Genomic DNA, 12,580 nt, shown 5'->3' with positions numbered 1-12,580 from the left:
GTGGCTTCTTGTTGGGTGGAGCGATAGCACCTCGGTACTATGCTCCACTTAGTGCCTAAGCCAACCAGTGTGGAACGGGCAGGTTTTTGGCGCGAAGAAACTCGGGGTTAAAGAGCTTCGATTGGTAGCGTGATCCTCCATCGCACAGAATTGTAACAATCGTATGTCCGGGACCAAGCTTTCTTGCAGTTCGCACTGCAGAAGCAATATTTATGCCCGAGGAACCTCCGAGCGAGATGCCTTCATCGGCTGTTAGGGCAAAAACATGTTCTAATGCTTCTGCATCCGGAATACGTTCTGCATCGTCAGGGGCGCAACCATCTAGATTCGCTGTCACGCGGGATTGGCCAATTCCTTCCGTGATGGAACCTCCTGCGATGGAAAGATCATTTTCCTTTACCCATCCATAAAGGCCTGAGCCTTCCGGATCAGCGAGGACAATTCGCGGTGCAGTCTTGCCAGCAATTTGTGCTTGGTCGCGCAGGCCAAGGGCTATGCCCGCCAAAGTGCCGCCCGTGCCACAAGCACAGGTAAAGGCATCCACTTTTCCTTGTGTTTGTTCCCAGATTTCAACGGCGGTTGTCGTGCGGTGGCCCTCACGATTTGCAGTGTTGTCGAATTGATTGGCCCAGAAAGCGCCCGTTTCTTCCGCAAGGCGGCGTGAAAAATGAACGTAATTACCGGGGTCACGGTAGGGTTTGGCCGGCACAAGGCGCAGGTCAGCCCCAATCATTCTCAGGAAGTCGAGCTTCTCCCGGCTTTGTGTCTCGGGCACGACAATGGTGGCCTTGCAGCCCAAGGCTTGGGCCACAAGCGTTAGACCAATGCCAGTATTACCTGCTGTACCCTCAACCACGGTTCCGCCGGGTTTGAGTAAGCCTTTGGCAAAGGCGTCCTGTATAATAGCCAGAGCCGCGCGGTCCTTGACGGAGCCACCGGGGTTCATGAATTCGGCTTTGCCGTAAATGTCGCAGCCAGTTTCTTCTGATGCACGACGCAGGCGTATCAGTGGGGTTCCTCCGATGGCGTCAATCATGCCTGATGCGGCATGTGTCCAGCCGAGCGGGCGGTGGTGCTGAGAAGCCTTGTCGGTCATACTGTCACTCCTGACTGTGTTGGTTGTGACCACGAACGTGGTTTACTGGCCTGACCAATGGTATGTTCGCTCCAATTAGAGCGTTTTTTGTGGAGATGAGGAAGAGGCATGAATATTCTGACAGCGAAGCAGGCTTGGGCGCGCTTATCTCAAGAACCAACACCTGTTCTGATAGATGTACGGACGCCTCAGGAATGGCAGCTGATCGGCCTGCCAGACGCAGAAAACCTACCATGCCCAATGGTGTGCCTGACTTGGCAGCCAGATCAGGAAGACGCGTTCGTCACGGGCCTGACCCAAGCCGTGCCTGACCTTGCTCAGCCAGTACTGTTTTTGTGCCGCTCTGGTATGCGCTCACATCATGCCAGCATGGTCGCTGAACATTTAGGCTATAAGCACGTCACAAACATTGCAGATGGCTTCGAAGATAAGCATGGGCCCGGGACAGGCTGGAAAGCGTCTGGGTTGCCGTCGGCTCACCGCCCGCTGTCGGGTTCCTGATCTGCATCGTAGCGGACTTCGAGCACAGCGCACCAAGGGTAACGGCTGTCGTAGCTGTGCCCTGTCTGGTCCGCGACTTGCCCTGTTGAGTCCGTCGGCACGTGGGTTAGAGCCACAGTATCGTCCACGTTGCCACCAATGATGCTCAGCTCGTTTCCGAAAGGCTGGGCATTTTGTCCCGTGGCTGTGACGATTCCGCAATGAGCGGGGAAGCCATAGCTCGTTGGCAACATGGAGAAGGTTACTGATCGGCTGTGCCCACGGCCAACGCAGACAAGGTCCCCGATTTTTGGGGCGTAACTGCCGGGGGCGTGAGCAGTCAGGCCGCTAAACTGCCCGCTAGCTGCAGCATTGATGTAAGTTGAATGGTTGGGCGAATAGGGAAAGCGTTCATTGGCACCCGCCACGCGCATGACGTAGGAGATGAAAGCTGCGGACCAAGCATAACGGGCGTCATTTTCTGGGGCAAAGCGGCGCCCCTCGGCGTTGGTTTTACCCGTCCAGCTGACTTCTGTCTCCGAAGGGTCCTGCCCGATCCACCAATATTCACCTACGCGCTGCCATAGACCAGGAATCCGTTCTGGCTTGAGGGCAGGGTCACTGGCGTCCGAGCGGTTTTCTGGGTCATCATCAGCAACGGCGGAGCCGAACATGCGCCATTCACGCATGGCGATGGCCGCGACATCCTGACGATTAAAAGGCTCAAAATTGCGGCTGGCAAAATCCGGAACGTGCGGGTCATAGCCCACGGGCCCAATGCTGCCATTCGCGTATTGAGCTGTCGGAGTTTGCTCAGGCGTGCTGCGTGGCGTGGGTTGTTGTTCAGCGCATGCGCTGAGAGCAAGCAAGCTACCGAGGCTGATGGAGGCAGCACGCGTTGGCAACCGCGTTGAGATAAAACGGAATGTAGGTGACGGTGTCACAGTAATCCTCTCTGCGGCGTGTGGACCCATACGCGGCGGCGTCATGTGGTGTGGGGTGGGCCGTATTGTGCACGGCAACACCCCTATAGCGTCAAGATGGTCTGTTGGTTTCCCGCTCAGACGGTTGTGCTGTCTAAGGGGAAAAGACTTCTGAGCCCTTCTTCTGAAGCATCGCAGCAGCCACGCTCGGTTATCAGCCCCGTGACGAGGCGTGCGGGGGTAACGTCGAAAGCGGGATTCGCGCCAGTGCTCGCAGGGGGTGCAACTCGAACCCGGCTCGGGGTGTTGGTGTCATCTATGCCTGTGACATAGAGCACTTCTTCTGCGCTACGTTCTTCGATCGGAATTTCCTTTACCCCGTCGCGCACGCGCCAGTCGATGGTAGAGGAGGGCAGAGCAACCCAGAACGGCACGTTGTTATCGTGCGCGGCGAGTGCTTTCAGGTAAGTGCCAATTTTGTTAGCTACGTCGCCTTGTGCGGTGACGCGATCGGTGCCGACGATAACGAGGTCAACCTTTCCAGCCTGCATGTAGTGGCCACCGGCATTATCCGCGATAACCGTATGGGCAACGCCGTGGCTGCCGAGTTCAAACGCTGTGAGCAGGCTGCCTTGGTTGCGGGGGCGCGTCTCATCTACCCAGACATGCACTGGGATGCCTTCGTCATGGGCCATATAAATTGGGGCGAGGGCGGTGCCCCAATCAACCGTAGCGATCCAGCCCGCATTACAGTGCGTGAGCACGTTGACTGTGCCTTGCTCGCCCTTGGCTTTCCATGCTTGGCGGATGAGTTCTAAGCCATGGCGGCCAATGGCTTCGTTGACGGCAACGTCTTCGTCACACAGCGCATCCGCCTCCGCATATCCGGCGGCAACGCGTTCTTCTACAGGTAGGGTAAGCAGGTGTTTGACCATCCGCTCAATAGCCCAACGAAGGTTAATAGCTGTTGGGCGGGTTTCGACCAGCATATCTGCTGCGGCTTTGAGGGCGTCATCTGAAGCGTCTTTTTGGATTGCAAAAATCAATCCGTAAGCGGCGACTGCACCGATGAGTGGGGCGCCACGCACCTGCATGCTGCGAATGGCGTGGGCCACGGCGTTTTCATCCCGCAATGCCAGAATTTCAACTTCCCACGGAAAGCGCGTTTGGTCGAAGATACGGATGCTGCGGTTGTCATCCGTGGGGCGCCAAAGGCTGCGGTAGGCTGTGCCGTTGATTTTCATGGCGGTGTAATGCCCTCAAAAAACAAGTGTAGAGGCGCAGAGCAGAGCTCTGACATGAGAATGTGCCAGATGTGAGGGAAATATGCGTTAGACTCAAGGGGCTTTGAAGCGTTGAAAACACGAAAGTCTCTTACTGTCCGTCGAGGGGCAGTATAGGAAGGACGCATTGAACCGAGAGTAAGGTCGCGTAATATGTTCGGCAGTTTTCCACGGGTTTTGACAATTCTTCCCCCAAAGGAGAGCTACGATGTGGGCGCCGCCGGATCTATCGCACTCCTCGTCAGCCGTTTAGCAAACAAAAGCGATTGTATCCTCGGGCGCAAAATCGGCGGGGAACCGTTGCCGGGCGGGACATTTGTAGCAGCACCTGAACTGTTTATGCCTTTTTTGCCGCGTTGGAGGTACGTTTTGGGGTGCCTCCGTGCTGTGCGCAAACTTCAGCCTGATGTGGTGGAAGTGCATAACAGGCCGGGTTTGGCGCGTGTATTGGCGAAATTCGTACCGGTACGGCTTGTGATCCATAATGATCCACAAACTATGAGGGGTCTGACCTCACCTAAGCTTAGAAAGCATACGTTGGAGGTTATGCAGGTTTGTGGCGTATCCCAGTGGGTGGCACGCCGTTACCTTGAGGGTACTGATAGTGGGCGTAATGTTGAAATTCAGCATAACGTCATTGACCCAAGTGTTGCTCCCCAAGGTGTAGAGCGGCGGCCTTTGGTGATATTTGCCGGACGCGTCGTAGCTGATAAGGGCGTTGACGCGTTTGTGCGTGCTTGGGGGAATGTAAAAGCCGCATTCCCCGAATGGGAGGCAGTTATCGTCGGGGCGGACCGTTTTGGGGCCGACACACCCGAAACGCCCTTCTTAGCAAAGCTTCGTCCGGATGCTGAAAAAGCAGGGGTGAAGATGTTGGGTTATAAACTTCATGCAGAGGTCATGCAGCTCATGGCGGAGGCAAGCATCGCGGTTGTACCAAGCCGCTGGTCTGAGCCATTTGGCATGACGGCATTAGAGGCGATGGTGTGTGGGTGCGCGGTCATTGCATCACGTAACGGTGCATTACCTGATGTTGTGGGTGATACAGGCCTTTATGCCGATCCAGATGAACCGGACGCGTTTGAAGATGCCCTGCGTAAGTGCTTGTGTGATGAACAATTGCGGATGGAATTAGGAAAATCTGCGCGGGAGAGAGCCTTGAGCCTTTTCGGCGTTCAGGGGGCGTTGGCAGAGCGTGATACGCTGCGTTTAGCAGCGTATCACAGCGCACCACGCCGGGCGACGTGGTGATGAATAGTTAGTCCCGTTCAGGCGGGGCCATGTAGGTCGGGTCGATAGTCTTTGGCACGTGGCGGGCGAGAATATCGTCCACTTTGTTTTTTTCTTCTTCTGTCAAAGACCAGCCAAACACATCATTCACGCCGTCGACTTGCTCGGGTTTGCGGGCGCCCCAAAGGCCGATCACTGGGCCGCGGTCGAGTGCCCACCGAACGGCGAAAGCCAGAAGTGATTTATCGCGCTTAGCAGCCATTTCCTTGAACTCGTCCACGGCTGCCAGATAAGACAGGAAGAGTGGTTTGACGAATTTAGGATCTTGAGCGCGGAGGTCGTTTTCTGGGAAAGTTGTATCTGCGTTCATTTTTCCAGAGAGCAGGCCGCGGCATAGCGGGCCATAAGCTAAGACCACAGCATCATGCTTTTTGGCGTAGGGCAGAACGGTTTTTTCTGCTGTGCGCTCAAAGAGGTTCAACGGCGGTTGGATGGTGGAGATCGGGGCGACCTCCCGGAAAATATCCATTTGCTCGGTGGAGAAATTGCTTACGCCCAAAGCACGGATTTTTCCTTCTTCGCGCAGTTTTTGAAGCTCTCTGGCGCTTTCTTCAATGGGGGTCTTGGTGTCGGGCCAGTGGATCTGTTGCAGATCGATTGTTTCAACGCGCAGGCGGCGGAGTGAGTCCTCTACTTCCTGCCGGATGCGTGCGGGTCGAGAGTCCCGGAAAAGTTTGCGATCCTTTTCTTCAGCCGTCCAATTAATGCCCAGTTTGGTCGCAACTAGAGCTTTATGCGGCTTTTCTGCGAGGGCGCGCCCAACAACTTCTTCTGAGTGGCCAAAGCCATAAACCGGCGCGGTATCGATAAGGTTGATGCCGGCATCCAAGGCTGTGTGGATGGTCCTGACGGCATTGTCGTCGTCCGGGCCACCCCACATCCAGCCTCCAATAGCCCATGTGCCGAGGGCCACGCGTGAGACGGGCGTATCAAGGCCAGGGATCATAAGGGTATCGGTTGCCATAATATTGCTTCCTTCTACTCTTTGAAACGTAGGGTATCGTTTTAAGCGTATTCCCTCCGAGGCGGTTGCATGTTGGTTAGAAAACAGTCATCGAAGCACTTATGTTAAGAAACTCCGATCCTTTAAGGCTGCTCGGTTGTTGGCTTGCGGTAATATTGCCGCTGACGTTAACGCATTTCCGGGCATTTGCTGAAATCGATTTCGATATTCTGGCTGTTTTGTTTCTGGTTTATTCATCCAGAACAGAAGAAGCCTTTTCTTGGGTAAGAAAACCATGGTTCTTAACGGGAGCTTTGTGGTGGATATGGCAAATTATATGCACTATTAAGCCCGTTTTACAGGGAGAGCATGGTGGCGGAGGGGCTTTAATACAGTCCGTTATTGCCATTCGCTTCCTCGTTGCAGCGGCAGCTTTGGGGGAATGGATACTCCCAGATGCTCTCTGGCGACGGCGTATGTTATGGGTAACTTTTGGTTGTACGGTATACATTGCCGCACAAATTGGTTTCCAAGCTGTTTTCGGTGTGAATTTTTTCGGGCAGCCACGTTTCTCTGATGGTACGCTGACGGGGCCTTATGCTCACCCGCGTGCGGCAGCCCCATTATCGCGCCTTATTTTGCCGCTGCTGATGGTGTTGTGCGCTTGCTGGGACCGAAAAAAAATGCCTCAACGTGTGCTGTTGCAGGGCGGAGCTCTTCTGGCTGCGGCGATGATTATGGTTTTGGCTGGACAGCGCATGCCGTTTGCACTGGCAATGTTCGGTTTGTGCATATGCGCTCTCATGCATAAGCCAATGCGGCTCACGGCATTTATCGGGGCTCTAGGGGTTCCTTTTTTGGTGATGCTGACGCGCTTGGTATCACCCGGAAGTTTTCACCATTTGATTACATTGACGCGCTGCCAGTTGGAGCATTTTGCGGCGTCCCCCTATGGGCAGATATATACGCGGGTCATGGTCATGGCCTTACATCATCCTTTGATGGGGTATGGATATGATGGGTACCGGCATCACTGTAATCAGGCATCATCGTTTGTTGAACCTACTTGGTTAAGCAAAATTGCTGCGACGCATCCGACATTTCCGGTTTGTGTGCAGCATCCACATAATTTGTATGCACAGGCACTAATGAACTCTGGTGTTCCAGGGTTAGTCATTTTCTCGTGTCTGATCGTATCAATACTAAGAGTAGTCTGGCCCGGAAGAGCAGGGACGGCGCTGCAAGTTGGTTTGTTTTCTGCGATTTTCATCCAGTATTGGCCGTTCACATCCAGTTCAGACTTTCTAAATCTTCCGCTTGGTGGATGGGGCTTCATGCTTTTGGGGGTAGCCCTTTCGTATAAGCATGTTCCTTTCACACAGAGCTTTCCCCCTTTGCAGGACGAGCCTATATCTGAGGGAGAATATGGAGGATCTCATGTCCGACGCACATGATACATCACGTACAGGCACTGTCCCGGTCACGGTTTTGACCGGATTTTTGGGGGCAGGAAAAACAACATTATTGAATCATATTCTGAGTGCTGAACACGGCCGGAAATATGCTGTTCTTGTAAATGAGTTCGGGGAACTGGGGGTCGATAATGACCTTGTGGTCGACGCAGACGAAGAAGTCTTTGAGACCAACAATGGTTGTATTTGCTGCACCGTGCGTGGGGATCTTATCCGCATTTTAGGGAATTTGTTGCGTCGACGTGGTCGGTTCGATGGAATTATCGTTGAGACGACAGGCCTGGCAGATCCTGCTCCGGTCGCGCAGACTTTCTTCGTGGACGAAAACTTGCGTGAAAAAGCACGCTTGGATGCCGTTGTAACGGTTGTTGATGCTTTCAACATTATTCAAACATTGGAAGAAAGCCCCGAAGCAACCAGCCAATTGGCTTTTGCGGATGTCATCATTCTTAATAAAACAGATTTGGCTGATGCAGAGCGTCGCGCAGAGATTGTCGCTCGCATACGTCAGATCAACGCGGTAGCTGAAATCCACGAAGCGCAACACGGTGGTGTAAAGCTGACGGACGTATTGGATCGTGGTGGCTTCGATCTGAAGCGTGCATTGACGACAATGCCTGATTTTCTGGATAATAACGAGCACAGCCATGAAGAGGGCATTGTCAGCATTTCCCTCTCGCTCAAAGGGCGTTTAGATCAGCAGCGCTTCAACGCTTGGATTGGCGCTATTCTGCAGGAGCAAGGCGCAGATATTTTGCGTTCAAAAGGCATTCTTTATTTTGAAGGGGCCGAGCAGCGCTTTGCCTTCCAAGCTGTGCACATGATGGCTGATGGTGATTTTATCGGACCAATCCGTGAAGGTGAAGCAACAGACTCACGCCTTGTATTCATTGGCCGTAATCTAAATCGTCCGCAGCTTCGGCGTGGGTTTGAAAGCTGCATTGCAGAAGGTTCAGTCTCCGCATGAGCGACGAGTTAATTGTCCAGCGCGGAGCCGAGCGCCGCTTCGAAAGCCCGATTGTTCAAGTGGCGGCAGCGCGTGACGGCGAGAGCTTTGCCGCATTGACGGCGGATGGGGAGTTGATTCTCATCCCTCATAATGCCCTTCGAAACGCCGAAGCATGGACTGTGCTACAGCCACATGAAGGTGGCCTGTGCTTGGCGCCTGACAGTGTACCGAATGCCTATTTATCCGGTGGTGAGGATGGAAGATTAGTCCGCACCACGACGGACGGCACGATGGAAATTCTCCACGAAGGTCGCCGTTGGATAGAGTGTGTTGCTTCAACCCCGACGCATTTAGTATTTTCATCTGGTAAAAAGATGGAGTTACGTAAAGCAGAGGGTACTGAGACGTTAAAAACGTTGGAGCATCCCTCGACCGTTACGGGTATCGTATTTGATGCAAAAGGCAAACGGCTCGCAGCGTCGCACTATAACGGCGTGTCCATGTGGTTTGTGCAGGCTAAGGTCGACACTGTGCGTCCTCTCGAGTGGAAAGGCAGCCATATCGGCTTAGCAATTCATCCCTCAGGAGAGGCCTTGGTTACGTCCATGCAGGAAAATGATCTGCATGGCTGGCGCTTGGCTGACGGCCATAACATGCGGATGAGTGGTTACCCTAAGCAGGTACGTTCCATGAGCTTTACGCGTAACGGGCGCTGGCTCGCGACAGCGGGGGCAGATGCTGTTGTTCTGTGGCCTTTCTTTGGGGGAGGGCCTATGGGGAAGGCACCCACCGAACTAGCTCGCCTTCCCGGCTTGTTTGTCTCTGCTGTGGCGGCAAACCCAAAAGAAAATATTGTTGCAGCGGGCTATGAAGATGGCACGGTTGTGCTGGCGGAGTTGTCCGACCAAGGTGCGAGCGATGGGCGTGTTCTACCGTTATGCGCTGGGCAGGTTACGGCACGCGGCACCGTGACAAGTCTTGCATTTACTCCACAAGGTGGTGCCATTATTTTTGGTACAGAGGATGGTGTGCTCGGCACGGTTGATTTGTCGTCCGCCTCGTAAATTAACGATCTGTGTGGCCGAGGTCGCGCTCCGGCGCGATCACGTCCCGCACGCGTTGTTTTAATTCTTTGGGGCCAGGAAAGCCGCCATCTTTCTTGCGTTCCCAGACAAGAACATCATTGACGCGGATTTCAAATATACCGCCTGTTCCGGGAATAAGGGCGACTTCTTCGAGGGTTTCCCCAAACGTTGAGAGGAGCTCTTGAGCCATCCATGCAGAGCGAAGTAGCCAATTACATTGCGTGCAATATTTTAATGCGATCCGCGGTTTTTGTGTCGTCATTTTAAAACTCCATCGTCAGCGAGTTCTCACAGTGTGACTTTTTTAGCAGGGCTCGTCATGTAACATAGGCGGATTATCTGCCCATGTTGAAGGCCTGACATTATTTCGAGCTATCGATTTGCGTATTCTACTGGTTGTCTATAAGGGGACAAAATGTATTGTTCCTTATAGTATATAGTAACGGGTATTTTCTATGATGTGGAAAAATTTTTTCAGAAAATATCTAAATACCCATCATATTATACTAATACTCCTCCCAATTATCATTTATCTGCCGGAATGGCTTGGAAAGCTCTCGAGCGATCCGTTAATGGTCTCCTCTACGGTTATTGTTAACTCCCCGGGTTTTACGCGAGGAGGTTTCCTACCCGGTAATCCGGGCTGGATAGATGGTTGCGCTGGAGTTTTTGTTGAAGCGTTAGGCCGCTTGGTCTCGCGGGATTGGTTGCACGGGATAATCCCATGGTGGAATCCGTATAGCGGTGTTGGAATGCCCCTTGCGGGTGAGTACCAGCCGGCAGCATTTTTCTTGCCATTTGTGCTATATTTGGCTTTGCCCAACGGGCTACTTCTCATGAAGTGCACCCTGCAGATTATTGCGGGGCTAGCGACGTATTCACTGTTAAAAAAAATCAAAATCGACCCAAGGGTCGCCTTGGTTGGCGGGCTTTTATACGCATTTAACGGTACATATGCGTGGGCATCTGACGGCCCTTCCGAGCCTTTAGCGTTTTTGCCCCTAGCGCTTTATGGCGTGGAATGTGCTCGAGAAGGGCGTTGGGGTTGGCTGGCTGTTGGCCTGAGCTATTTAATGCTCGCGGGCTTTCCGGAGACAGCTTATTTATTGGGTTTATTGGTATTGAGTTGGGCCATATTGCGCTTCTTTCAGGTGCATGAACATAAGGCACGATACGTTAAAAATATTATTGTAGCAGGGGCAGTCGCGGGGTTGATTGCGTCTCCGCAGTTATTATCGTTTGCGACGTATTTGCCTTATGCTGACATTGGTTCACATGCTGGGTTAAACGATGGAGCCTTGCCACCAGAAGCATGGTCCATGCTCTTTTTTCCCTATATTAACGGAACATTCTTTTACGCCTCCCAGTTTGACGCGTGGTATTCTCTCGGTGGTTTTTTGGGCGTTATTCTACCATTTTGCGCCTTGCTGAGCTTGGGCGGCAGAAAAGATGCACGGTTGCGTTGGCTGCTCTTTGGCGTTGCGATCCTCTTCATCGGAAAGCAGGGGAATTTAGCGCCTTTTGTATGGATTGTGGACCATGTGCCAGAGGCTGCTCACACGGTTTTTTACCGCTTATGCGAGCCGGTCATAGAGGCAAGCCTCATATTTTTAACATGCTTCGCGTTAGACGATATATTCAATGGATATTGGAAAAAAAATAAGTACGTCTTAATTTTATTATCAATTTTCACAACATTGTTAGGGGTTATTATCTATCTGGATATCCCTATGATAAAAAATATTTATCCAAATTCTTATGGTCCTATATCCTCGATACAGTATTCAGTCGGTTCTATAGTTTTGGGATTGGTGTCTTTATCAATATTGTCTGTTCTTTACCTCAAGAAAGTGTCACCGAAGGCCATTGCCTTTTATATCGTGTTCGTCAGTGTCGTTTTGTTTGCATTTCCGCTCCTAAGCGCGCGTGTGCAACGTCCGTTAGACACAGCATTTTTGCAAACATTAAGAGATGAAACGAAAGACTTTCAACGCTTTGCTACTCTCGGTCCTGTTGAGCCGAATTATGGGGCGTATTTTGGCATTCCCTCAATAAACTTTAACGCCATACCAACCCCACAAAATTGGATACATCGACTAAGAAAAGATTTCGGGAACGGATTGGACCCCGTGACTTTTGATGGTCTTTTTCCGCAAGACAGCAGCGGTGGTCCGTTCTTGCAGCATGCAGCCCTGTTTCGGCCGCAGGTTTTTGAAGCATTTGCCGTATCTGCATTGGTTACGCAGCATGATGGTTTGATGGTTGCTCCGTATGTGACCGAAGGTAGATCGGGGGATGGGCGTGCTCTCACGCCGGAAAAGCCATCTATTGTCTTTGACATAAGGCGTTGGAAAAGGCTGTCAGCACAAAAAATTGCGCTGCAACTAGGAACATATTTTCATCAGTCAAACGGGGTTTTGGAGCTTTCGTTTTGTTCAGCTGTTGCGTGCGCGGATGGTCGTTTGGAATTGAAAAACGCGAATGACAATGCGTTTACGACACTGAATTTGGATAAACCAATTCCAGATCAAGCAGAACGACTGTCCATCTCTCTCAGCGGAGCCACGCAGGGAGTAATGTTGTGGGGGAGCGCACAGAAAGGCGAGTTCTGGCCATCGCTTAAGGTGGAGCCAGTCGAAGCGGAGAAAGAATTGGTGCTCGTTAAAAGAGGAGAGATTGGGGACATATACCGCTTTCGGAACCCAGCGCCGTATTTTGCTGTGGATCCTGCTTGTAACGCACAGTTCAAAACACGCGAAACGCTTGTCGTATCGTGCTCTAAACCAGCCCAGCTTGTAAGGCATGAGTTGATGATGCCGGGTTGGAGTGTGACGGTGAATGGAAGAGGCCAAGCGATTGAAAATTACGATGGTATCTTTCAAAAAATTCTCCTCTCAGAGGGGAGAAATGCCGTTACTTTCCATTTTGAGCCACCTTTCGCAAAATTTTCATTTTTACTCAGTTTTTGCGGTTTAGTTGCGGTGTTCCTCGCTTTTTGGCGACACAATAAGCCTAGGAAAGCTGGGATGGATCCACTCTAGAAATGGCCTCCGTGTCAG

11 protein-coding genes are annotated in these 12,580 nt (G+C 52.2%); 6 read left to right on the top strand and 5 right to left on the bottom strand.

Translation table 11 applies throughout. The features are described 5' to 3' along the window. Positions 1 to 55: 55 nt before the first annotated feature. Positions 56 to 1,096, bottom strand: a complete 1,041-nt coding sequence (locus D5366_RS02805; protein ID WP_141492213.1) for a cysteine synthase A — start codon at positions 1,094 to 1,096, stop codon at positions 56 to 58. A 108-nt stretch (positions 1,097 to 1,204) separates the two neighbouring features. On the opposite strand from D5366_RS02805, the gene D5366_RS02800 reads away from it, so the two are divergent. Then, positions 1,205 to 1,597, top strand: coding sequence for a rhodanese-like domain-containing protein (locus D5366_RS02800; RefSeq protein ID WP_141492212.1), 393 nt, complete (start codon positions 1,205 to 1,207; stop codon positions 1,595 to 1,597). Here the strand turns inward: D5366_RS02800 and D5366_RS02795 are convergent. Together D5366_RS02795 and mtnA are read right to left on the bottom strand one after the other, a co-directional pair. Further along, positions 1,573 to 2,493 carry a DUF2272 domain-containing protein gene (locus D5366_RS02795; RefSeq protein ID WP_240775374.1) on the bottom strand — a complete coding sequence of 307 codons (921 nt, stop codon included), beginning with the start codon at positions 2,491 to 2,493 and terminating at the stop codon, positions 1,573 to 1,575. The two genes, D5366_RS02800 and D5366_RS02795, sit on opposite strands and share 25 nt — an antisense overlap. A 143-nt stretch (positions 2,494 to 2,636) precedes the next feature. Continuing rightward, on the bottom strand, positions 2,637 to 3,743 hold the full coding sequence (mtnA, locus tag D5366_RS02790) for an S-methyl-5-thioribose-1-phosphate isomerase (protein ID WP_141492210.1): 1,107 nt from the start codon (positions 3,741 to 3,743) through the stop codon (positions 2,637 to 2,639). Between the two features lie 249 nt (positions 3,744 to 3,992). On the opposite strand from mtnA, the gene D5366_RS02785 reads away from it, so the two are divergent. Next, positions 3,993 to 5,033, top strand: a complete 1,041-nt coding sequence (locus D5366_RS02785; protein ID WP_240775305.1) for a glycosyltransferase family 4 protein — start codon at positions 3,993 to 3,995, stop codon at positions 5,031 to 5,033. A 7-nt stretch (positions 5,034 to 5,040) separates the two neighbouring features. Here D5366_RS02785 and D5366_RS02780 read toward each other — a convergent pair whose 3' ends face one another. Beyond that, on the bottom strand, positions 5,041 to 6,036 hold the full coding sequence (locus D5366_RS02780; protein WP_141492208.1) for an aldo/keto reductase: 996 nt from the start codon (positions 6,034 to 6,036) through the stop codon (positions 5,041 to 5,043). 101 nt (positions 6,037 to 6,137) lie between these two features. On the opposite strand from D5366_RS02780, the gene D5366_RS02775 reads away from it, so the two are divergent. From D5366_RS02775 to D5366_RS02765, 3 genes are read left to right on the top strand one after another with little or no spacing between them, the layout of a single operon-like run. Next, a complete protein-coding gene (locus D5366_RS02775) occupies positions 6,138 to 7,469 on the top strand; it encodes an O-antigen ligase family protein (RefSeq protein WP_141492207.1) in 1,332 nt (443 codons plus the stop codon). Beyond that, on the top strand, positions 7,441 to 8,454 hold the full coding sequence (locus D5366_RS02770; RefSeq protein ID WP_373317505.1) for a CobW family GTP-binding protein: 1,014 nt from the start codon (positions 7,441 to 7,443) through the stop codon (positions 8,452 to 8,454). The genes D5366_RS02775 and D5366_RS02770 overlap by 29 nt, the downstream gene beginning before the upstream one ends. Then, a complete protein-coding gene (locus D5366_RS02765) occupies positions 8,451 to 9,500 on the top strand; it encodes a WD40 repeat domain-containing protein (RefSeq protein WP_141492205.1) in 1,050 nt (349 codons plus the stop codon). The genes D5366_RS02770 and D5366_RS02765 overlap by 4 nt, the downstream gene beginning before the upstream one ends. A 1-nt stretch (position 9,501) precedes the next feature. Here the strand turns inward: D5366_RS02765 and D5366_RS02760 are convergent, their stop codons facing one another. Then, positions 9,502 to 9,783, bottom strand: coding sequence for a SelT/SelW/SelH family protein (locus D5366_RS02760; RefSeq protein WP_141492204.1), 282 nt, complete (start codon positions 9,781 to 9,783; stop codon positions 9,502 to 9,504). A 310-nt stretch (positions 9,784 to 10,093) separates the two neighbouring features. Here D5366_RS02760 and D5366_RS02755 point away from each other — a divergent pair, with 310 nt between their 5' ends. Continuing rightward, on the top strand, positions 10,094 to 12,562 hold the full coding sequence (locus D5366_RS02755; RefSeq protein WP_141492203.1) for a glycosyltransferase family protein: 2,469 nt from the start codon (positions 10,094 to 10,096) through the stop codon (positions 12,560 to 12,562). Positions 12,563 to 12,580: the final 18 nt, after the last annotated feature.

Origin of the sequence: Neokomagataea tanensis, assembly GCF_006542335.1 — a bacterium.
GTDB classification, from domain to species: domain Bacteria; phylum Pseudomonadota; class Alphaproteobacteria; order Acetobacterales; family Acetobacteraceae; genus Gluconobacter; species Gluconobacter tanensis.
This window is presented reverse-complemented; position numbering and strand designations above follow the sequence as displayed.